The organism is Embleya sp. NBC_00896 (assembly GCF_045207785.1).
In the GTDB taxonomy this organism is placed as follows: Bacteria; Actinomycetota; Actinomycetes; order Streptomycetales; family Streptomycetaceae; genus Embleya.
In genome coordinates, this window is record NZ_CP108776.1 from 1,233,399 (window position 1) to 1,257,152 (window position 23,754).

At 66.6% G+C, this 23,754-nt stretch carries 9 protein-coding genes and 3 rRNA genes; 3 read left to right on the forward strand and 9 right to left on the reverse strand.

All coding sequences use genetic code 11. From position 1 onward, the window contains the following. Positions 1-189: 189 nt before the first annotated feature. Complete coding sequence (locus tag OG928_RS05910) at positions 190-1,839, forward strand: acyl-CoA synthetase (protein ID WP_406280242.1); 1,650 nt, start codon at positions 190-192, stop codon at positions 1,837-1,839. Positions 1,840-2,001: 162 nt separating this feature from the next. Here OG928_RS05910 and OG928_RS05915 read toward each other — a convergent pair whose 3' ends face one another. From OG928_RS05915 to OG928_RS05945, 7 genes are all read right to left on the reverse strand, one after another. Continuing rightward, a complete protein-coding gene (locus OG928_RS05915; RefSeq protein WP_406280244.1) occupies positions 2,002-3,543 on the reverse strand; it encodes an acyl-CoA synthetase in 1,542 nt (513 codons plus the stop codon). Positions 3,544-3,642: 99 nt separating this feature from the next. Then, the gene (locus OG928_RS05920; protein WP_406280246.1) at positions 3,643-4,524 is read right to left on the reverse strand and encodes an oxygenase MpaB family protein; all 882 of its coding nucleotides are present in this window, start codon (positions 4,522-4,524) and stop codon (positions 3,643-3,645) included. A 216-nt stretch (positions 4,525-4,740) separates the two neighbouring features. After that, positions 4,741-4,857, reverse strand: a 5S ribosomal RNA gene (gene rrf, locus OG928_RS05925). A gap of 132 nt (positions 4,858-4,989) precedes the next feature. Continuing rightward, a 23S ribosomal RNA gene (locus OG928_RS05930) occupies positions 4,990-8,117 on the reverse strand. 344 nt (positions 8,118-8,461) lie between these two features. Beyond that, positions 8,462-9,985, reverse strand: a 16S ribosomal RNA gene (locus OG928_RS05935). Together the 16S, 23S and 5S rRNA genes form the textbook arrangement of a ribosomal RNA operon. A 725-nt stretch (positions 9,986-10,710) precedes the next feature. Continuing rightward, entirely contained in the window at positions 10,711-15,450 is a 4,740-nt protein-coding gene (locus tag OG928_RS05940; protein WP_406280248.1) for a DUF4082 domain-containing protein, read from the reverse strand. Between the two features lie 211 nt (positions 15,451-15,661). Further along, complete coding sequence (locus tag OG928_RS05945) at positions 15,662-18,895, reverse strand: N,N-dimethylformamidase beta subunit family domain-containing protein (RefSeq protein ID WP_406280250.1); 3,234 nt, start codon at positions 18,893-18,895, stop codon at positions 15,662-15,664. 236 nt (positions 18,896-19,131) lie between these two features. Here OG928_RS05945 and OG928_RS05950 point away from each other — a divergent pair, with 236 nt between their 5' ends. Continuing rightward, complete coding sequence (locus OG928_RS05950; protein WP_406280252.1) at positions 19,132-20,076, forward strand: NAD-dependent epimerase/dehydratase family protein; 945 nt, start codon at positions 19,132-19,134, stop codon at positions 20,074-20,076. 9 nt (positions 20,077-20,085) lie between these two features. On the opposite strand, the gene OG928_RS05955 is transcribed toward OG928_RS05950, so the two are convergent. After that, complete coding sequence (locus OG928_RS05955) at positions 20,086-20,691, reverse strand: NeuD/PglB/VioB family sugar acetyltransferase (RefSeq protein WP_406280254.1); 606 nt, start codon at positions 20,689-20,691, stop codon at positions 20,086-20,088. Between the two features lie 435 nt (positions 20,692-21,126). Between OG928_RS05955 and OG928_RS05960 the strand changes: the two genes are divergently transcribed. Next, positions 21,127-22,191 (forward strand): O-antigen ligase family protein, encoded by a 1,065-nt coding sequence (locus OG928_RS05960; RefSeq protein WP_406280256.1) that lies wholly within the window; start codon positions 21,127-21,129, stop codon positions 22,189-22,191. A gap of 712 nt (positions 22,192-22,903) precedes the next feature. Here the strand turns inward: OG928_RS05960 and OG928_RS05965 are convergent. Then, entirely contained in the window at positions 22,904-23,668 is a 765-nt protein-coding gene (locus tag OG928_RS05965; RefSeq protein WP_406280258.1) for a sugar transferase, read from the reverse strand. Positions 23,669-23,754: the final 86 nt, after the last annotated feature.

Sequence of the window (23,754 nt, forward strand, 5' to 3'; positions counted from 1 at the left end):
TGTCGCCGAGGCCTGCGGGCCCCCGCTGGGCTCGCACCGGGCTCGCACCGGGCTCGCGATCGACGGGGCCGGCCCATATCGTTGTCACAGTCAAGCGTGTACGTCGGTCGACAGCGTCACAGTTTCCCGATGGGCTCCAAACGATATTGCCTCTGGAATATCGCCCACGTCACGCCTTACGCTCCGCCCATGGAATTCAACCTTGCCGACCTCTTCGAGCGCGCGGCCGGGGAATACCCCGAACGCGAGGCGATCGTCGCGAACGGTGAACGCCGTACATATGCCCTTCTGGAGGCTCGGGCGAATCGTCTCGCCCACCACCTTCAGGACTCCGGCGTGCAGCCGGGCGACCATGTCGCGGTCTACGCCTTCAACATCATCGAATGGGCGGAGGCGATGCTCGCGATCTACAAGATCCGGGCCGTCTGCATCAATGTGAATTTCCGCTATGTCGCGGACGAGCTGGCGTACCTCCTCGACCAGGCCAAGCCCGTCGCGATGGTCTTCCAGCGGCAGTTCACCGACCGCGTCGCCGAGGTCGCGCCCAAGGTCACGTCGCTGCGGCACCTGCTCGTGGTCGAGGACGGCACGGCCGAGGACGCCTACCCGGTCACCGCCGACTCCCTCGGCGCGGTGCGCTTCGAGGACGCGATGGCGTCCGGCTCGCCCGAACGCGACTTCGGCCCCCGCTCCCCGGACGACCTGTACCTGCTGTTCACCGGCGGCACCACCGGCCTGCCCAAGGGTGTGGTCTGGCGCCAGGAGGACGTCATCTTCGCCCTCGGCGGCGGCATCGACCCCACCAACGGCACGCGCATCGCGCGGCCCGAGGAGATGGTCGAGAAGGGCCGCAACGGCCAGATGACCACCTTCCCGATCGCGCCGCTCATGCACGGCGCGACCCAGTGGGGCGTGCTCCAGAACCTGGCCAAGGGCCACCGCGTGGTGCTGATCGACAAGTTCGACGAGCACGGCGTGTGGGAGACGGTCGCGGCCGAGAAGGTCAACGTCATCCTGATCACCGGCGACGCGATGGCCCGCCCGCTCCTGGAGAGCCTCGACGAGCCGCGCGACGGCCGCGCCTCCTACGACCTGTCGTCACTGTTCGCCCTGTCCTCCAGCGCGGCGCTGTTCTCGCCGTCGCTGAAGGAGGAGTTCATGGAGCGCCTGGGGATCGTGGTCAGCGACGCGATCGGCGCGTCCGAGTCGGGCGCCAACGGCGTCGGCGTCGCGGTCAAGGGCCAGACCGAGCAGACCAGTGGGATCACCGTGAAGGCGGTCCCCGACTCGGTCGTGCTCGACGACGACCTCAACCCGCTGCCCGCGGGCGTGGTGGGCCGACTCGGCCGCAAGGGCAACATCCCGGTGGGCTACCTCGGCGATCCGGTCAAGACCGCCGAGGTCTTCCGGGTCGGGCCGGACGGTACGCGCTACGTGGTCCCCGGCGACTTCGCCCGTCTGGAGGGCGACGGCCGGATCACGCTGCTCGGCCGCGGCTCCGCGACGATCAACTCCGGCGGCGAGAAGATCTTCACCGAGGAGGTCGAGGGCGCGGTCAAGGCCCACCCCGAGGTGTACGACGCGATCGTGGTCGGCGTCCCGCACCCGCGCTGGGGCCAGACCGTCGCGGTGGTGGTCCAGCCGCGCGAGGGCCGGACCCCGAGCCTGGCGGCGATCCAGGAGCACTGCCGCACGAAGATCGCGGGGTACAAGGTGCCGCGCGTGCTGCGCATCGTCGAACAGACCCGGCGCACCCCCACCGGCAAGCCGGACCTGCCGTGGGCGCTGGCGATCGCGTCGGCGGCCGAAGCGAACCCGGAATCCGAGCCTGGAATCTGAACCGCCGGAATCCGAACCCGGATCCGGGCCTGAATGCGGGCCCGGATCCGGATCCGGATCCGGATCGGAAAAGCGAAACCGGCCGGCAAAAGCCGTCGCCTTCGAATAGCAACGCAGAATACACCGCCCGGGAAATCCCGGGCGGTGTATTCGCTTATCGGCTCAGACGGCGCGTTCGCGACCCTCCCAATACGGGTCGCGCAGCCGCCGCTTCTGCAACTTGCCATTCGGGTCGCGCGGCATTTCGGTGACGAAGTCGATCGTCCGCGGCCGCTTGTACGTGGCGAGCTGCTCGGTACAGAACGCGAGCAATTCGGCGGCCAGCTCGGGTCCCGCCCGGAAGCCCTCGTTGGCCTCGATGACGGCCTTGACCTCTTCGCCCCAGTCCTCGTGCGGAATACCGAACACGGCGGCGTCGCCGACCGCCGGGTGCCGCAGCAGCGCGCTCTCGATCTCGGCCGGGTAGATGTTCTGACCGCCCGAGATGATCATGTCGATCTTGCGGTCGCGCAGATAGAGGTAGCCGTCCTCGTCGAGGAGGCCCACGTCGCCGACGGTGAACCAGTCACCGATCCGGCCCTTGCGGGTCTTCTCCTCGTCCTTGTGGTACTTGAACTTGCCGGCCCGCATGAGCATGTACACGGTGCCGACCTCGCCGGCCGGCAGCCGGTTGTCCTCGTCGTCGAAGATGCCGATCTCGCTGATCGGCCACGCCTTGCCGACGGTACCGGGCCGATCCAGCCACTCCTGCGCGGAGCAGAACGTGCCGCCGCCCTCGCTCGCGGCGTAGTACTCCTCGACGCACAGCCCCCACCACTCGATCATCCGCCGCTTGACGTGATCGGGGCAGGGCGCGGCACCGTGCACGGCGTGCCGCATCGAGGACACGTCGTACTTGGCCTTCACGTCCTCGGGCAGTTGCAGGAGCCGGTGGAACTGGGTCGGCACCATGTGCGTGTGGGTGACCTTGTACCGGTCGATCACCCGCAGCATCTCCTCCGGCCGCCACTTGTCCATCAGCACCACGCCGTGGCCGATGTGCAGCGACTGCTGCGCGTGCTGGAGCACGGCCGTGTGGTAGAGCGGCGAGCCGACCAGGTGCACGTTGTCGTCGTTCGGCTTGACGCCGTAGATCAGCAACGTGCCGCCGTAGCGCGCCTCTTCGGGCGAGCCGGCGGACAGCGGCCGGCGCACCCCGCGCGGCCGGCCGGTCGTACCCGACGTGTAGTTCATCGTCATGCCGACACTGCGATCGGCGGGCAGGTCCGCGGAGCGACCCTCGGTCAGCTCCGCGAACGGCCGGAAGCCCGGCACGTCGCCGACCGCGAACCGGGCCTCGGCGGGCAGCCCGGCCTCGTCTGCCGCGACCGTGATCGTGTCCGCGAACCGCTCGTGGCCGATCACGACCTTGGTCTCGCTGTCCGCGAGGATCCAGGCGATCTCGGGGCCGACGAGGTGGTGGTTGACCGGGACCATGTACAGCCCGGCCTGCGCCGCCGCCATGTACGCCACGATGTACTCGGCGCAGTTGGGCAGGATCACGCTGAACACGTCACCGGTGTCGAGCCCCGCCGCCCGCAGACCGTGCACGAGTCGGTTCGACGCCGCGAACAGTTCCCCCGCGGTCCACTCGGCACCATCGGGGTCGACCAGCGCGAGCCGGTCCGGATTGACCTGCGCTCGGGCCCAGAAGCCGTTCGCCACGTGCGGTTCCCTTCGAGCTTCCCGGTTACTTGACAATGTCTGACATTGTGACGGCAACCGGCGCCGAAAGGAAGGGCACCTTACCTATTGGCTCGTGGCCTACGCGACAGCGTCGAGCCGCGGCAACCGCGCGGGCGACGGCTCGACCTCGGCCCCGAGCCGAGCCATCGCGGCCTTGATCTGCGAATTCGGGTACACGGCGCGGATCACCGGCGTCGCCGGGCCCACGGCCAGCCGCAACACCTTGAGCCCGGCCCGCGCGACGGGCGCCGGCAGCCCCCGATGGCCGTACAGATCCTTGGCCCAGCGCGGCAGCGCCGCATACGCGAGCTCGGCGACCTGGCGCCACAGCACCTCGCGGCCGAGCAACAGGAGGACGGGCACCGGCGGCCGACGCAGGAAGCTGAACACGTCCCGGGCTTCGTCGGAGTTCGCCAGCTCGGGCCGGACCTCCGCGAAGTAGAGATCCATCTCGGCCAACGACCCGGGTACGTCGTCGGGCGCCAGCCCGACCAGCTCCGCGGACCGGCGCTGCTCGTCGAGGTAGAGGTCGGCGAGCTCGTCGGTAAGCGGGAACCCGGCCCGTCGGGCGACGGACAGGTAGGACGCGACCTCGGCACAGTGGATCCAGCGCAGCAGGTCCGGATCGTCTATCCGGTACGACTCCTTCGTGACCGGGTCGACCGCCTTGAGCACGGCGTGGATCCGCCGGACCCGGGCACCGGCCGCCTCGGCGTCGGCGCGCGTGCCGTAGGTCGTCACCCCGACGAAGTCGGCGGTGCGGATCAGCCGCCCCCACGGGTCCTTGCGAAAGTCGGAGTTCTGCAGGACGCCGCGAACGGCGCGCGGGTGCAACGCCTGGAGGTAGAGCGCCCGCACGCCGGCCACCCACATCACCGGATCGGCGTGCAACTGCCACGTCACCGAATCCGGCCCGAACAGCCCGACCTCGTCGCCCTGCTGTGACACGCCCACCGGCACACCTTCCCGAACCTTCCCGAACCCGAATCCCGCCTGGGACTACGAGAGTACGACTGTCGGAGGAGTGGGGTCGGAGTCGGCCGAACATGCGCGCGGAACTGGTCAACGACGCGTTGTTCGGGTCCGAACGTCTGGGTCCGGCACACCCTTTGAACCAGGCCGCGGAAAACGCAAAAGGCCCGCCCCCGATAAAGGGGCGGGCCTTTCACACGAAGATTCCGGCGGCGTCCTACTCTCCCACACCCCTTCGAGTGCAGTACCATCGGCGCTGGAGAGCTTAGCTTCCGGGTTCGGAATGAGACCGGGCGTTTCCTCTCCGCCAAGACCACCGGAAAACCATCGAACCCTGTATGCAACAGGTCGTCACGGTGAACCAGATGAATCAAAAAGCGGTGATTCAATTATCAAACGGGTTCCCCGAAACCGATTGCGGTTCGGGAACCACACAGTGGACGCGTAGCAACTGAGGACAAGTCCTCGGCCTATTAGTACCGGTCAGCTCCACCCCTTACAGGGCTTCCACACCCGGCCTATCAACCCGATCGTCTCTCGGGGGCCTTACCCAACCGAAGTTGGTGGGAGTCCTCATCTCGAAGCAAGCTTCCCGCTTAGATGCTTTCAGCGGTTATCCCTCCCGAACGTAGCCAACCAGCCATGCCCTTGGCAGAACAACTGGCACACCAGAGGTTCGTCCGTCCCGGTCCTCTCGTACTAGGGACAGCCCTTCTCAAGACTCCTACGCGCACAGCGGATAGGGACCGAACTGTCTCACGACGTTCTAAACCCAGCTCGCGTACCGCTTTAATGGGCGAACAGCCCAACCCTTGGGACCTACTCCAGCCCCAGGATGCGACGAGCCGACATCGAGGTGCCAAACCATCCCGTCGATATGGACTCTTGGGGAAGATCAGCCTGTTATCCCCGGGGTACCTTTTATCCGTTGAGCGACGGCGCTTCCACAAGCCACCGCCGGATCACTAGTCCCTGCTTTCGCACCTGCTCGACCTGTCGGTCTCACAGTCAAGCTCCCTTGTGCACTTACACTCGACACCTGATTGCCAACCAGGATGAGGGAACCTTTGGGCGCCTCCGTTACCCTTTAGGAGGCAACCGCCCCAGTTAAACTACCCATCAGACACTGTCCCTGATCCGGATCACGGACCCAGGTTAGACATCCAGCACGACCAGAGTGGTATTTCAACGACGACTCCACAGACACTGGCGTGTCCGCTTCACAGTCTCCCACCTATCCTACACAAGCCGAACCGAACACCAATATCAAACTATAGTAAAGGTCCCGGGGTCTTTCCGTCCTGCTGCGCGAAACGAGCATCTTTACTCGTAGTGCAATTTCACCGGGCCTGTGGTTGAGACAGTCGAGAAGTCGTTACGCCATTCGTGCAGGTCGGAACTTACCCGACAAGGAATTTCGCTACCTTAGGATGGTTATAGTTACCACCGCCGTTTACTGGCGCTTAAGTTCTCAGCCTCGCCCCGAAGAGCTAACCGGTCCCCTTAACGTTCCAGCACCGGGCAGGCGTCAGTCCGTATACATCGTCTTACGACTTCGCACGGACCTGTGTTTTTAGTAAACAGTCGCTTCTCGCTGGTCTCTGCGGCCACCACCAGCTCGGAGAGCAAGTCTCCTCACCAACAATGGCCCCCCTTCTCCCGAAGTTACGGGGGCATTTTGCCGAGTTCCTTAACCACAGTTCACCCGAACGCCTTAGTATTCTCTACCTGACCACCTGAGTCGGTTTGGGGTACGGGCCGCCACGACACTCGCTAGAGGCTTTTCTCGGCAGCATAGGATCATCCACTTCCCCACAATCGGGTCGGCATCAGGTCTCAGGCTATGTGAGAGACGGATTTGCCTATCTCTCGCCCTACACCCTTACCCCGGGACTACCACCGCCCGGGCTGGACTACCTTCCTGCGTCACCCCATCGCTCACCTACTACCCGATTGGTTCGGCGGCTCCACCAAAACAGTTCACCCGAAGGATCCCTGCGGCTTCACGGCCTTAACATCACGAGGTTCAGCGCTGGCGCATCGTAGCGGGTACGGGAATATCAACCCGTTGTCCATCGACTACGCCTGTCGGCCTCGCCTTAGGTCCCGACTTACCCTGGGCGGATTAGCCTGCCCCAGGAACCCTTGGTCATCCGGCGCACACGTTTCTCACGTGTGATTCGCTACTCATGCCTGCATTCTCACTCGTGCAGCGTCCACCGCTGGTTTCCACCGCGACTTCACTCGCTGCACGACGCTCCCCTACCCATCCGTACGCCTGAACCACGAAGGCTTGGCTGTATGCACGAATGACACGACTTCGGCGGTGCGCTTGAGCCCCGCTACATTATCGGCGCGGAATCACTTGACCAGTGAGCTATTACGCACTCTTTCAAGGGTGGCTGCTTCTAAGCCAACCTCCTGGTTGTCTGTGCGACTCCACATCCTTTCCCACTTAGCGCACGCTTGGGGGCCTTAGTCGGTGCTCTGGGCTGTTTCCCTCTCGACCACGGAGCTTATCCCCCGCAGTCTCACTGCCGCGCTCTCACTTACCGGCATTCGGAGTTTGGCTTATCTCAGTAACCTGGTGAGGCCCATCAACAATCCAGTGCTCTACCTCCGGCAAGAAACACACGACGCTGCACCTAAATGCATTTCGGGGAGAACCAGCTATCACGGAGTTTGATTGGCCTTTCACCCCTAACCACAGGTCATCCCCCAGGTTTTCAACCCTGGTGGGTTCGGGCCTCCACACGGTCTTACCCGCGCTTCACCCTGCCCATGGCTAGATCACTCCGCTTCGGGTCTTGGGCGCGCGACTCAATCGCCCTGTTCGGACTCGCTTTCGCTACGGCTTCCCCACACGGGTTAACCTCGCCACACACCGCAAACTCGCAGGCTCATTCTTCAAAAGGCACGCAGTCACGGCCACCCGTGTAAACACGGATGACGACGCTCCCACGGCTTGTAGGCACACGGTTTCAGGTACTATTTCACTCCCCTCCCGGGGTACTTTTCACCTTTCCCTCACGGTACTAGTCCGCTATCGGTCACCAGGGAATATTTAGGCTTAGCGGGTGGTCCCGCCAGATTCACACGGGATTTCTCGGGCCCCGTGCTACTTGGGAAATGCGCAAGCAAGCCGTACATGTTTCGTCTACGGGGGTCTTACCCTCTACGCCGGACCTTTCGCATGTCCTTCGACTACACATACGGTTTCTGACTCGCCGACCGGCCGGCAGACCGATCAAGCACACTCCCACGACCCCAACCACGCAACCCCTGCCGGGTATCACACGTGACTGGTTTAGCCTCATCCGATTTCGCTCGCCACTACTCTCGGAATCACGGTTGTTTTCTCTTCCTGCGGGTACTGAGATGTTTCACTTCCCCGCGTTCCCTCCACACACCCTATATATTCAGGTGCGGGTGACAGCCCATGACGACTGCCGGGTTTCCCCATTCGGACACCCCCGGATCACAGCTCGGTTGACAGCTCCCCGGGGCCTATCGCGGCCTCCCACGTCCTTCATCGGTTCCTGGTACCTAGGCATCCACCGTGCGCCCTTAACAACTTGGCCACAGATGCTCGCGTCCACTGTGCAGTTCTCAAACAACAACCGATTCCACCGAATATCCGAACAGGCCTACCGGAACAAACCGTCCGGTGGTTCACCATTCATCCGAGGATCGGAACCTTCCCGAGACAACAGACCAGCCCCAACAGCCATACGACTGTGGGGCCGGGCCCGTTCCCTCAGGACCCAACAACGTGCCCGACCCGCTCCCTTTCCCGACCCTGTGTTTCCACGCTCCGAAGAGCAGTACTTGCAGGTTCGAGTCCAGTCACGGACCGAATAGTCAACGTTCCACCCATGAGCAACCGTGTGACACAGATGGTCACATTCGGCTATGTGCTCCTTAGAAAGGAGGTGATCCAGCCGCACCTTCCGGTACGGCTACCTTGTTACGACTTCGTCCCAATCGCTGGTCCCACCTTCGACGGCTCCCCCTCTTGCGAGTTGGGCCACCGGCTTCGGGTGTTACCGACTTTCGTGACGTGACGGGCGGTGTGTACAAGGCCCGGGAACGTATTCACCGCAGCAATGCTGATCTGCGATTACTAGAGACTCCGACTTCACGGGGTCGAGTTGCAGACCCCGATCCGAACTGAGACCGGCTTTTTGAGATTCGCTCCACCTCGCGGTATCGCAGCTCATTGTACCGGCCATTGTAGCACGTGTGCAGCCCAAGACATAAGGGGCATGATGACTTGACGTCGTCCCCACCTTCCTCCGAGTTGACCCCGGCAGTCTCCTGTGAGTCCCCATCACCCCGAAGGGCATGCTGGCAACACAGAACGAGGGTTGCGCTCGTTGCGGGACTTAACCCAACATCTCACGACACGAGCTGACGACAGCCATGCACCACCTGTACACCGACCAAAAGGGGCACCTGTCTCCAGGTGTTTCCGGTGTATGTCAAGCCTTGGTAAGGTTCTTCGCGTTGCGTCGAATTAAGCCACATGCTCCGCCTCTTGTGCGGGCCCCCGTCAATTCCTTTGAGTTTTAGCCTTGCGGCCGTACTCCCCAGGCGGGGAACTTAATGCGTTAGCTGCGGCACGGACGACGTGGAATGTCGCCCACACCTAGTTCCCAACGTTTACGGCGTGGACTACCAGGGTATCTAATCCTGTTCGCTCCCCACGCTTTCGCTCCTCAGCGTCAGTATCGGCCCAGAGACCCGCCTTCGCCACCGGTGTTCCTCCTGATATCTGCGCATTTCACCGCTACACCAGGAATTCCAGTCTCCCCTGCCGAACTCTAGCCTGCCCGTATCGAATGCAGGCTCGGGGTTAAGCCCCGAGTTTTCACATCCGACGCGACAGGCCGCCTACGAGCTCTTTACGCCCAATAATTCCGGACAACGCTCGCACCCTACGTATTACCGCGGCTGCTGGCACGTAGTTAGCCGGTGCTTCTTCTGCAGGTACCGTCACTTTCGCTTCTTCCCTGCTGAAAGAGGTTTACAACCCGAAGGCCGTCATCCCTCACGCGGCGTCGCTGCGTCAGGCTTTCGCCCATTGCGCAATATTCCCCACTGCTGCCTCCCGTAGGAGTCTGGGCCGTGTCTCAGTCCCAGTGTGGCCGGTCGCCCTCTCAGGCCGGCTACCCGTCGTCGCCTTGGTAGGCCACTACCCCACCAACAAGCTGATAGGCCGCGGGCCCATCCTGCACCGCCGGAACTTTCAACCCCCCACCATGCGGAGGAGGATGTTATCCGGTATTAGCTCCGGTTTCCCGAAGTTATCCCAGAGTGCAGGGCAGGTTGCCCACGTGTTACTCACCCGTTCGCCACTCATCCACCCCGAAGGGCTTCAGCGTTCGACTTGCATGTGTTAAGCACGCCGCCAGCGTTCGTCCTGAGCCAGGATCAAACTCTCCATTGATGTTCACCGGTAATCCGGTGGAACACAATAAGTGAGCGGCGACTCTCCCAGAGGAATAGTCCGGGTATGTCGCCGGCGTCCTTGCTGTGACCTGGGCCCACTGACGGAACCCAGGATTTTCTTCAAAGGAACCACCAACACTGTCCGACCCACCTTGTGATGAGGCTTCCAGCGCCGGGGGTGTATCTTTGGCGTTGACTTTTGGCACGCTGTTGAGTTCTCAAGGAACGGACGCTTCCTTCGGTGCGGAATCAACCGCGCCCTCCGGGCGTTTAACGTTCAGTTTGTTTCAGTTTGTGTTGCTTTTGTTTCTCTTTCGCGTCTCCAGCTTAGCACACCGTTTCGGCCGCTTCGCTTTCCTCGCTTTCGGCGTCCGGCGCGTTTCCGCGCTTTCCGCCTTTCAGACTCTAGCAGATCTTGCGACCCGCTTTTCGCCCTTTGCTTTCGGCCTTCGAAACTTTCGTTTCCTTGGCTTCCGGCTCTTCGAGCTTAGCAGTCCTTACGGCCTGCTTCGCCCACCGCTTCAGGCATCGAGAATTTGCATTTTCGAGGCTTTCGGCGGCGCCCGCAGACTTTAGCGGAGCACATTCCCGATCGCCTAATCGGTGATCATGGATTTGCTCGCCTCCCGGGCGGACTTCGCAACAGTACACGGCCGGGCCCGGAGCGCAAAATCCGCTCCGGGCCCGGCCGTTCCGGGTGTCCGCGTGGGTCTCAGCCGGTCGTCAGCGGCCCTTGCTCGGCTTGTCCGGCGCCGTGTTCGGGCCCGCCTCCATCACCGGCGGCGTGGTCGTGACCTTGCCGTCGTGGGTGAAGCCGATGCCCTTCAGTGTCGGCAGTGCTCGGCCGTCGCCGGTGAGCTCCACCTTGTATTGCAGGAAGCGCGAGGCGCCGCCCACGGTGTCGCCCGGTCGGGCCAGTTCCTTCCACTGCGTCCAGCTCGCGTCGGGCGCGGCGGTCGTACCCGTGCGCGTCCATACCCGCAGCGTCGTGCCCCTGGGCACCTCGGCCTGCCAGTCGCTCTTGAGCCACGTCACCATCCGGCCCGCGTCCAGCGGCTTCGATACATAGGAGCCGGTCCTGGTGTTGTCCAGGGTCAGCGCGTCGGGCTTGTCGCCGCTCACCGCTCCCCCGGACACCGTGCCGTTCGTGAAGTCGAACGCGCCGGTCTCGGCGACGCCCGGCTTCGGCATCACCAGGCGGGCGGTGTCCTTCTTCCTGCCGGTGCCGCCCTGCCACGTTCCCTCGTTGCCGGCCGCGTCGACGCCCGCGATCCGGAAGGCGTACGTCGTGCCCGAGCCGAGGTGGCCGAGCTTGGCGTGGTGTTCGGTGGTCGACTGCTTGGCGTCCGCGTACACCGGGCGGACCGATGCCGGGTTGTCGCCCAGGAGCACCGACGCCGTGGTGGGCTTGTCGGTCTTCCAGGTGATGTCGGCGCTGCCGTCCGGCCAGGTCTTGACCGCGACGTCACTGATCACCGGCGCCTTGCGGTCGGCCTTGGGGGTGCGGAACTCGGCGGGCTTGGTGTTCGGGGCGGGCCAGGTGGTGCGCTCGCCCTTCGCGTTCATCGAGGTGAGTCGGTAGTAGTAGGTGGTGTCGGGCTTGAGCGCGCCCAGGGCGATCTTGTGCTCGCCCGCGGCCTCGACGCTCTTCTGGGTGATCGGCAGCTGGTCCGGCTTGGTGCCCAGCTCCATCTCGGTGGTCGAGGGGACGTCGGTCCGCCAGCTCAGGGTGCCCGAGCCGTCGGCGGACGGGGCCGCCTGGGGCTCGGCGATCAGCGGGGCCACGGCGTTGGCGTAGGTGGCCGTGTAGGCGCCGGAGGTCCCGTCGAAGACGGCGTACTCGATGCCCTTGATCGTGGTCTTCTGGAACGTCACCGCGTTGCCGCCGCGGGACAGGCCCGTGAGCGTGCTGCCGCCCGAGCCCGTGGTCGGCAGCATCGTCATCAGATTCGTCGCGGCCGCGTTCTGGTTGACCGTGAAGGTGACGGTGTTGCCGACCCGGTTCAGGCCGGTGATGGTCGAAGCGTTCCGGGCGTCGGTCCAGTCGAGCAATTGCTTGGCCGAGACGATCGGGACGCCCTTGGCCTTCGCCGAGGCGATCAGCGCCTGTTCGATGTCGAGCTGGCCGACGCTGCCGACGCCGCCGTTGGCGCTTGCCGAGTCCGTGTGGTTGTTCATCACGAACGCGCCGTAGAAGCCGGCGTTGTTGGCATTGTTGACGAGCTGGTCGAACGTGTCGGGATAGACCTGTTGGAACTCGTCGTTGATCTGGGTCGTGCCCTGGTAGATATCGATCATCTGACCGCTGGTGTCGGTGAACCGCATCGGGAAGCCGGAGCCGGTGAAGAATCCCGGGCTCGCCTTCATGAGCGGGCCGCCCCAGGTGTTCTTCCAGTAATCCGGCATGTAGTAGTAGTTCGTGTCGAGCCGGATTCCCTTCGCACGGGCGATCGCGGCGTTCGAGCTCCAGTCGGGCCAGGTCAGGCAGTGCGTGCGGTTCGTGGTCGGCTTCAACGGGGCATACCGGGTGAAGTCGTCCAGGCTGTTCTCGTACACGGCGCTGAGTCCGGCGTTGATCTCCGTCTGCGACGCTCCCGCGCGCAATTGCGGGCAGCTGCCGTTCTGGTCGACGTGTCGGGCGATCTCGAAGCCCTGCGCGGTCCAGTTCTGCACGTCGGACACGGATGGCGCCTGGGTGCCCTGTGGGCCCGGTCCCCATACGTAGATGGTTCCGCGCATACATTTCCAGTTCTTGACCGCGGCGTCGCGCAGCGCGGCGATCGGGCTCGCGCAGGCCGAGTCGGAGCTGTTGTTGTTGTAGCGCGTGACGCGGCCCTGCATGTCGCTGAGGTTCTGGCCGTGGTTGTCACCGGTCGAGACCATGACGACCTTGAGCAGGTCGGGCGCCGGGGTGGACGCGTTGCCGGGCAGGTACCAGGTCCTGGGGATCGGGGCCTTGGCCCGGTTGCCGAGTTCGATCAGGTTGGCGAACAGGCGCTGCTGTTCGTCGGCCTGCGGAACCTGCACCCGGCTGAGGTCGACCCAGTCGGGATAGAACATGTCGTCGGCGCGCATGAGCGGGCCGCCGCTGTCGGAGAAGTTGTCGTTCTCGACACCGGCCTGCGCGGGGTTGCCCTGCCGGGTCTGCACGATCGAGCGGGCCAGGTCGTACGTGAAGGCGGACGCGGTGCCGCTGCCCACGGTGCGGGTGGTGACCGCCGGGCCGACCGGCGAGGCTCCGGTACGGGTGTACAGGTCGGCGACGCGGACGGTGCCGGCTCCGCCCTGGACCGTCCAGACGTCGGCGGGGCCGTGGTACTGCATGCTCTGCTGGCTGTAGATGCCGGCGCCGGGCGCCGTGCCGGAGTCCACCTTCATGTACTGGTTGGCCTGGAAGCCGCCGGAGGTGCCGAGGCCGAGCAGGCCGGCCAGGGCCGCGCGCGGGTGCATCGCGATCAGGTTGCCGCCCGCGTTGACCCACGTGGTGAGGTCGGTGACCAGTTGCGCCGACGGCGCGAAGTCGCCGAGGACGACGGTCGTATAGCCGTTCAGGACCGTGGCGTTGACCGCGGTCGCGTCCTTGACCGCGAACGAGTTGAGGCCCTCGGCGCGCAGGATCTCGGTGTAGTAGCAGCTGAACGGGTTGGAGTCGGCCTTGATCACCAGGATCGGGCCGGTGTTCGGCGCGTCGCACGGCGGGGTCGGCGGGGCCTGGCCGGTGGTGAAGGTCCAGGTGGTGTCCGCCATCGCGTTGTCGGACTGGTCCTTTATCCCGCTGACGGTGAGCGTGTACGGCGTGCCGTAGGACAGCTCGGCGTCCGGCTTGAGGGTGAGCTGGGTCGGGCCGGTGGGGTTGTCGAGTTCCAGCTCGCCGGGGACCGTCACGCCGTTGCGCTTGAGCACGAAGCCCAGGCCCGTGGGCTTGAGCGGCTCGCTGAAGGTGACCGCCGGCTGGATGCCCGAGAGCACGCCGTTGGCGTTCGGGAGCGGCGACTGGCCGGTGATCGCGGGGGCGACGGTGTCCTCGGCGTTGGTGCTGAAGACCACGTCGATCCAGTAGTTGCTGGCGTTCCAGCTGTCGGTCGGGTACGTGCTGCCGGCGTTGTACTTGTAGACGCCGTTGCCGCCGTCGACGCCGTCGGCGAGGGCGGTGATCAGCGTGTTGCCGACGGCCTGTGAGAACGAGCCGGTGTTGGAGGCGTAGTTGCCGTTCGGGGCGAAGTACGAGGCGACGTAGGTGACGCCCGCGTGCACGGTGATCGGGGTGGGCAGGTCGACGGTCTGCCAACCGCTGCCGGTGCGGCTCACGTTGGCCACGGTGGCGAGGCGGGTCTGGGTGTTCTTGTCCCACAGGCTGACCGCGTACGGGCCGGTGCTGCCGGTGAGCTTCCAGAACTTGATCGACTTGATCTCGCCGTCGGTCGTGGTGCGGAACTTGACGCCGACCTCGACGCTGTTGTTGTCGGTCTGGGTCGGTGTGTTCGGGCTGACCGGACCGGTCCAGATGCTGGTCTCGACGGACTGAGAGGAGCCCGTGCCGGTGGTGAAGGACCACGACTTGCCGGCCATCGTGTTGCCTGCGGCGTCCTTGGCGCCGGTGACGGTCACGGTGTAGCCGGTCGAGACGGCGAGCGGTGCGGAGGGTTGGAAGGTCGCGGTGTTGCCGCTGTACGCGGGGGTGCCCGCGACGGCCGGGCCGCCGGTCTTGGTGACCGCCCACTGCACGGTGGCGGGTTGGACCGGTTCGTTGAACGTCGCCGACAGGACCGCGGCGGTCGCGACGCCGGTGGCGAGGTGGGCCGGGACGGTCTGGGTGACGGTCGGCGGGACGGTGTCGGCACCGGGGACGAAGGACACGTCCACCCAGTAGTTGCCGGCCTGGTAGGAGTCGGTCGGCATGCCGCTGCCGGGGTTGTACGTGTACACGCCGTTGCCCTGCGAGCCGTTGCTCGCCGGGGCGATCAACTGTTCGACGTCGTAGTCGCTCGCGAAGAAGTTGTCGGTGACCGTGTACCGGCCGACGGGCGCGACGTAGGACGCGATGTAGGTGGCGCCCGCGGTGACCGGGATCGGGGCCGCGAAGGTCGCGGTCTGCCAGCCGGACGCGCTTTCGCCGTTGAAGGTGACGGAAGTGGCGGTGCCGGTGGCGGTGTTCCAGATCTTTCCGGTGTGGGTCCCCGTGTTGGCGGCGTCCTTCCAGAACTTGATCTGGGTGATCGTGCCGTCGGCCTCGGGCTTGAAGCGCACGCCGACCTCGACGGCGACCGCGTCGGTGTCGGTGACGGCGCCACTGGGGGTGGCACCGCCGAACAGCGAACAGGGACTACAGGGCACGGCCTGCGCGACGTTCATCGGTGCGAACAGGGTGAACAGCAACGCGCCGATCGCGGCGAACGCGATGCCGGCCCACGTCCCTCTGCGTTGCCTAAGGACCGGTCTGGTTCCGGAGCGGGCAGCCTTCATCGAGTTGGTGCTCCTCAATGGCATGACGGTCGGTTCGTTGGTCCCGTGGCGGACGGCGCGATGAATCCGGGTCGCGTCGTCCGCCCGGTGGATGGGCCGCCGGCGATTCGGTGCCGCCGGCGGCCGTGTTCGTGTGCTCGGTGGTGCTGCCGCGCTCGGATCGTCGTGATCGGATCGTCGTGGTCGGTGCGTCGTGGTCGGTGCCTCGTGGTCAGTTCGTCGTGAAGACGACGTCCACCCAGTAGTTGCTGTCGTTCCAGGTGCTCGTCGGGAATCCGCTCGCGCCGTACGTGTACACGCCGTTGCCGCCGGCGGGTCCCGACGCGGAGGCCCTGACCGGGCCGGTGCCGGCTTGCGTGGTCAGGCCGCCTTCGGTGTACGAGTAGCGGCCCACGGGTGCGTAGTAGGAGGCCACGTAGGTGGTCCCCGCGGTGATCGTGAACGGTTGGGCGAAGGTCACCTGCTGCCAGCCGGACCCGGTCTCGCCGGTGAAGGTCGCGGTGGCCAGCGGCGTGCCGGTGGAGGACCACAGGGTCCCGGTGTGCGTGCCGCTGTTGCCCGGGCCCTTGTAGAACCGCAGGCCGGTGATCTTGCCCGGCACCGTGCTGGTGAACTTGACGCCGAGTTCGACGCCGCCGGTGTCGCTGTCGGCGGGTACGGCCGGTGTCGCGCCGGCGGGCCAGATCGTGCACGACGGGTTGCACGTGGGCGGCGGGGTGCCGCCGGCCGTCGTGAACGACCAGTTTCTGGCGGCCATCGGGGTGCCCTCGGTGTCCTGGGCGCCGGTGAGGTTGACGGTGTACACGGTGCCCGCGGCGAGGTCGGCCGTCGGGTCGAACGTGGCTGTCCTCGTCGCCGCGTTGTAGGTCGCGGTGCCGGCCACGGTCGTGGTGTCGGGCCTGGTGACCGACCACGCGATGGTCGCGGGTTGGACGGCCTCGTCGAAGGTCGCGGTGACGGTGGTGCCCACCGCGACCGAGGTCGCCGCGTTCACCGGGGTGGTCGCGGTGACCACCGGCGGGGTGCCGGTGGGCGGTGTACCGGTGGTGGTGAAGACCGCGTCGACCCAGAAGTTGGAGTCGTTCCAGGACGAGTTCGGGAACCCGGTGCCGTAGCGGTACACGCCGTTGCCGCCTGCCGGGCCGCTCGCGAGCGCGGTGAGCGGGCCGCGGATGTGGGCCGTGGTCAGGCCGCCCTGGTCGGCGGTGTATCTGCCGTTGGGTGCCTGGTAGGACGCCACGTATGTGGTGCCCGCGGTGACCGGGACGGGCTGATTGAACGTCACCTGCTGCCAACCGGACGCCGTTTCGCCGGTGAAGGTCGCGGTGGCGAGCGGTTGTTGGGTGGCCGCGTTCCACAGGGTCCCGGTGTGTGTGCCGGTGTTGGACGCGTCCTTCCAGAACCGGATGCCGGTGACGAAGCCGGCTCGGTCGGGCTGGAACTTGACGCCCAGTTCGGTGGAGACGGTGTCCGGGTCGGGGCCGGCGGTGGGTTGGTCGCTCGGCGTCCACATCGTGCACGGGCAGACGACCGGTTGCGGTGGGCCGCCGATGGTGACGGTGACGCCGGCGGACGGGGTCTGGGTGCGGGCGCTGTCGTCGGTGGCGCGGGACTTGATCGTGATCGAGCCGCCGGCGCCGGTGGTGAACACGTAGGTCCAGCTCTCCCGGCCGGTTGTGGCCGGGTGCCAGGTCGCGCCGTTGTCCACCGAGACCTCGACGCCGCCGACCTTGCCGCCGGTGTCGGCCGCGGTGCCGGTGACGGTCACGTTCGCGTTGGCGGGCAGGCTGCCGCCGGCGCTCGGTGCGGTGATGGTCGAGGTGGGCGCGGTGGTGTCGGTGCTCTGGCCGGCGGCGACCATGCCGCTCATCAGGGTGCCGGGCTGTACGCCCATGTCGGCGAACAGGTTGATGGTGGCCTGCTGCATCGCGGTGTCCACGGTGCCGTTGGCGCCGACGCGGGACACGTCCAGGCCCCAGGCCCACTGCACGGTGCCGGCGCCGAAGACCAGCGCGCCGCTGGGTGCGCGGTACAGCGTCAGGCTGTGTGTCGCGCTGCCGGTGGCGTAGGTCGAACCCTGGTCCTGGATCACCGACATCCCGGACTTGACCGTCGTGGACATCCGGATCAGGCCCGCGGGCCGGGCACCGTTGTCGAGGTCGGAGTCCCATTCGTAGCCGAGGGTTCCGCTTCCGAGAGTCGTCTGCGCGGTGAGCCCGAGGGTGGCCAGGCGGGTGTTGCGCCAGAGTCGGAGTCTGCCGTCGGCGCCGTTCGCGGTCATGTCGGTGGTACAGCAGTTGACCGTGAAGATCGTGCCGGTGAGGTTGTTCTCGGGCCGGCCGCCGTCACCGGGCGGGGAAAAGCGCGGGTCGCGCCACGTGCCGGTCCACATCGCCGGGCCGAGCGGGTCGATCGACTCGTTCGCGTGGGTGTCCTTGTACGTCACGAGGTTGCGGTGGTCGGGCCCGTTGCCGTTGATGCCGCCGTTCTCCCAACGGGTCTTCCAGAAGACCTCGTTGCCGGAGAAGAACGCGAGGTTGACCCCCGCGTCGCGGGCCGCCTCGACGTTGGCGCGTTGGCCGGCGGACCAGTATTCGTCGTGCCCGACGGAGACGAACACCTTGTGGTTCTTGATCAGTTGGCCGCGCCGGTCGCTGTCCACGCCGGTCGTGTAGGTGACGTCGTAGCCGTTGCGTTCGAGGAAGCGCAGCATCGGGAACTCGGCGTTGAACAACGAGTCCTCGGGGTTGTCGCCGCGCACGGTGAACGGCCGGTTGTAGCTGACCTTGTAGGCGCGGCCGACCGGCTGCCCCTCGTACAGGCTGTTGCCGCCGTACTCGTTGTACGCCTGCCATGTGGTGTCGGACGCCTGTACGAGCATCGCCGAGTGCGACGCGTCGTTGCGGACCACGAACGGGATCTGACTGGCGCCCGAAGTCCCGTCCGTACGCGTGGGTTTGGCGATGTAGTAGCCCGAGACCGCGTCGGCCGGGACCGACCAGGACGCCGAGTCGGTCCAGTTCGAGCAGTCGATCAGGCCGGTCGTCAGGTTGTCGGTGTCGCAGTCGGGCTGCTGCTTCGGGGTCACCGCCGAGGCCGGGATCGTGTAGACCTTGCGCGCGCCGTTGTTGTTGTACCAACCGAGTCGGTAGATGTCGATGCGGTACGAGGCGGCGGGGGTGTCGATCCGGAACTTGATCTGCCCGCCGGCGTTGACGCTGATGTCGGTCGAGAAGCCCTGGATGGAACTGCTCCCGGCGCCGCTCACGTCCCATTCGGTACGCGGGTTGCCGGTCTTGCTGTTCTCGCACACGATCGGGTTCGCGACGGGCGCGTCGCACGGTCCCGCGCCGGCCTCCGATGCGTTCGGTGTCGCTACGGTGAGCGCGAGAAGTAACGCGAACAGTGTCGGAATCGTCGCTCTGCGCAGCCGTAATCCGGGCATGATCATGAGTGTCCCCCACCCCAACATCGGTGCCCTGAGCGGTGTCCCGGGCCCGAGATACGGGAAAGTGTGGCGCACGGTTCTGCCTGTTGTCCGGGTTTTGCCCTCTCGTGCAGCAGCCCGTGGGTACAGTGCGGGAACCGGGGGCGGCCGGGAATCGGATCGGGCCGGGGGAGCTCGAAACGCCGGCACCGCGCTCGCGGAGTCGGTTCCGCACGATGGTCCGGGGGGACTTTGTGAAGGTAGTGATCACCGGCGGTGCCGGTTTCATCGGCTCGAATCTGGCCGCCGCGCTCCAGGACCACGCCGTCGTGCGCGACGTGCACGTGGTGGACGACCTGTCGACGGGATCGCTCGCGAGCCTCGACGGCCTGAAGGTGACGTTCCACCACGGCTCGATCCTGGAACCGCGGTTGCTGGACACGGCGTTCGCGGGTGCGGACGCGGTCGTACATTTGGCCGCGTTGCCGTCCGTGCCACGCTCCGTGGAGGCGCCGCTGGCGAGTCACCACGCCAACGCGACCGGCACGCTGGAGGTGCTCGAGGCCGCGCGGCGGGCCGGGAACATCCACGTGGTGGCCGCGTCCTCGTCGTCCGTGTACGGCGCGAATCGCGAGCTGCCCAAGCGCGAGGACATGCGCACGGCGCCGCTGAGCCCTTACGCGGTCGGCAAGTTGGCCACCGAGGCGTACCTGATCGCGTACGGCAACTGCTACGGGCTGCCGGTGCTGCCGTTCAGGTTCTTCAACGTCTTCGGGCCGGGACAGCCGGCCGATCACGCGTACGCCGCGGTGATCCCGCGGTTCGTCGACGCGGCGTTGGCCGGGCGGCCGCTGTCCGTCCAGGGCGAAGGCGAACAGACGCGCGACTTCACCAACATCGACAGCGTGTGCGCGGTCCTGATCGACGCCGTCCTGCGGCGCGTGGTGTCGGACATCCCGGTGAATCTCGCGTTCGGCTCGCGCACCTCCCTCAACGCGCTGATCACGTTGCTGGCCGACGTGCTCGGGCACCCCGTCGAGGTCGAGCACGCGCCCCCGCGCCCTGGCGACGTACGCGATTCACAGGCCGACGGCTCGCGGCTGCGCGCGCTGTTTCCGCAGGCCGAACCGGTCGAACTCCGGGACGGGCTGGCCCGGACGGTCGCCTGGTTCCGGTCCCGGCCCGCGACGGCCGGCTGAGGCGCCGGCTCAGTCGCGGGTGCGCAGCGGCCGGGCGGGTGATCCCACCATCGTGGCCCCGGCCGGTACGTCCCTGGTGACCACGGCACCGGCACCCACGAACGCCCCCGGCCCGACGGTCAGCCCTTGCAGGACCACGGCGTTGCTGCCGACCGTGACATCGGCGCACAGGTGCACATTGCCGGAGACGTTCGCTCCCGGATACACGGTGGTGCGCGCGTCGAGCACCGCGTCGTGCCCGATGGTGGCGTTGTAGTGGACCTGTGCGTGCGGCCCCATGGTGACGCTGCTGGAGATGTGCGCGTTGGCCTGGATCAGGCACCCCGGCGCGATGGTGGTCTCCGGGGAGATCACGGCCCGAGGATGCACGAGGGTCACCGCCCGCAGTCCACGTTCGTCCAACAGCAGCCCGAGCCGGGCCCGTGCCGAAGGATCGGCGATGCCCACGAGATAGTCGCCGGCCGCCACCTCCCCGGGACGCAGCACGGGCAGCCCACGCACCTTCTCACCGGCCCGGGCATCGTCGAGGAACGCGGTGACGGGAACTCCGGCGGCCAGCGCGGCATCCAGGGCTTCACGCCCGACACCACCGGCCCCACAGATATAGAGCGGCATGGGAGACATCTTGGCAGCCACGGCGACGTGCGACGGCCTCACCGGCGATGTCGCCCCCGCCCGTTCGACGAGCGCAGCGAGGAGAGCGGCCGGAGGCCGCAAGCCTTTCCACAACGTCGCCGGCCCGGAACGAAGTGGAGGAACGGCGACGTGCGAGCGAAGCGCCACTTTTGTGGAGCGCGAGCGGAACAAAAGTGGCGCTCCGGGAGCCGGCGGCTTCGCCGCCCAAAAGGGGTGGCGCTCCGGGCCGCGTTCGACGAGCGCAGCGAGGAGAGCGGCCGGAGGCCGCAAGGTTTTCCACAACGTCGCCGGCCCGGAACGAAGTGGAGGGACGGCGACGTGCGAGCGAAGTGCCACTTTTGTGGAGCGCGAGCGGAGCAAAAGTGGTGCTTCGGGAGCCGGCGGCTTCGCCGCCCAAAAAAGGAGCAGCCCCTCATGGCCCCCGACACCAACCCCGAACGTGAACACCGAGTCCGCAGCTCGACCCGCCACCTCTCCCGACTCGATCTCCTCGGTACGGCCGTAGTGGCCGCCACCGCGATGTGGGCCCTGGTGGCGGCGGCGAATCGTCCGGGTGAGCCCGAGGCCTACCTCCTCGCGCTGCTGGCGGCGGCCGGTGCCTACGTGGCCGCTCGGGTCGCGGCGGCCCGTTCCGCGCTCGTGGTCCCCGCGGTGGTGGCGGGTGCCGTGACCGGCCTCCTGGTCCTGTGGCCGGGCGCGTTGGGGGGCACCGCGACGGCACCGCCGCTCGACTACGGAAACGCCGACGGAGCCCTGGTGGCGCAGGCGGTGGGCGCCGCGTGTCTGGCCGGCCTGGTGGTCGCGTCCGATCGGCGGCGCGGTGAAATCCTGGTGCTGGCCGGGCTGTTGGTGCTCGCGGCGTTCGCGACCCGCTCGGTCGCGGCGGCGGTGGGCGCGCTGGTGATCCTGTTGACGGCGTTGATGTCGGCGGCGGTGTACCGCAAGAGCACGGTCGTGGTGGTGTCGGCGGTGTGTGTCACGGGGGTGGTCCTGGGCACGGTCGTGCTCGGGGTGCTCGGCACCCGGTCGGAGGGTGGACTGCGCGGTACCGCCGAGGCGGGGCTGACCGAGCGTCGGGTTCAGCTGTGGACCGACGGCGTGCGACTGACGGAGCGTTTCCCGGCGCGCGGAACGGGTCCGGGCACGTTCGTGACGAACAGTCCGACCGCGAGCGCGGACGCGGATGTCCGGTCGGCGCATTCGTTATGGCTGCGCCAGGGTGCCGAGCAGGGGGTGCCGGGCGCGCTGTGCATGGTCGCGATGGTGGGTTGGGTGTATGTGCGGTTGTGGCGCTCGCCGCAGCCGCCGGCGGTGGTGGCGGTGGGGGCGGTGACGTTCACGGCGTTCGTCGTACAGGCGTCGATGGACTACGTGGCGGAGTTTCCGGTGGTGCTCGTGGCCGTCGGGCTGCTGATGGGCGCGACCACGGCGATGCCGACTCCCGAGCTGCGGGCGCGGATGGACCGCGGGGTGTTGTAGCGGGCGTTGTAGCGGGCGTTGTAGCGGACGCGATCGCAACAGCGGGCGTCGAATGTCCGTACTGGGCAATTTGACGTCTTTGCGATCCATGCGAACTTCATCCGGCCTACGGGCGGGAAACCTCAGAAGTTCCTCAGATCCGTACCGCCGGACCGATGTGACGTCTACTTTATGGAATCGCTGCAACACGGGCGAACATATTTCCCAGGCAAGGGGAATGTCACGTCGATTCGCAGGTTTGTCGATCCGCGTGCAGGATTGCCGGAATCCCGTTTCGAGTTCGTTACGGGATTTTCCAGTGAAGTGCGAACAGATGGGCGGGGCGGTCCGGGGGGCCGCCGCGGCGCAGGTGGGTACAGACCCTCGCCGTTCCCGATGCAAGTGCAGGTCAGAGCGCATGTGCCGAGTGGCGCGGCGACGGCTTGGAGCGGCAGATCGCCATCCCGGAAAACACTTCTCGGCGACCGGAATCGATGACCGACTCCCTTTTTGGAAATATCCCGCCGACTCTTTCCGACCCTGTGCGACTGCTTCGATACTGATTGATCTCGGAGCCCGGTATCACCTGTTCCGCGCGAGGACACGATCGGCAGCACGCCGGCCTCGAATCCTTTGACGTCCCGAGTCCGGATCGGCGGCCGGCCTGCGGGCCGCTTGTCCGCCGACGCCGGACGGGCTTGTGTACGCCCGCCCGGCGTGTGCTGCGGTGGGCTCAGGAGAGCTCTTCGGCCAGTGAGTCGCCGGCCGGGCGTTGCGGGGGCAGTAGCCGGTTCGGGTCGACCGGTGAGTGCGTGATCGGCGATGTCCATACGATGGGTCGGGGCATGGGGAAGGATTCCCGCTCCTTCGGCCCTCCGGCCCTGGGCGCCTGATGGTCGGCCTCCTCCGACGCCTGTGCCTGGACCGGCAGCGGGAAGCCCGGGTTCACCCCGCCCGCCGCGGTGATGCCGACCGGGCGCAGCAGCACGCCGACCGTGCGCCACAGGATGACCAGGTCGACCCGGGCGCTGCGGTTGCGCACGTACCAGAGGTCGTACTCGATCCGCACCGGCCAGCTGAGCGCGTTGCGTCCCTGGACCTGCGCCCAGCCGGTCAGCCCGGGCCGCACGTCGAGCCGGCCGCGCTGGCGCCGGGTGTAGTGCACGACCTGGCTCGGCAGCGTGGGCCGAGGGCCGATGATGCCCATGTGTCCGCGCAACACGTTCACCAGTTGCGGGAGTTCGTCCAGGCTCGTGGTGCGCAGGAGTTGCCCCGCGCGGGTGATCCGGGTCGCGTCGGGTTCGTCCGGAAATCGCGGGTCGAGCATGGTGCGGAACTTGAGGATCTCGAAGTCGCGGCCGCGGAGGCCGCTGCGTGTCTGGCGAAACAGTACGGGTCCACCCATGGTCGTGCGGATCATCACGTAGATCGCGAGCAGGACCGGTCCGAGCAGAACCAATGCCAGCACGGCCACGGTGATGTCGAACGTTCGTCGCATGCCATGCCCCTCCCCTGGTGTGGCGGCGTTCGGTGTCGTGGTGCCTCGACGGCGGTGTCTCCCTCACCGACCGTCGATGTGGCGTC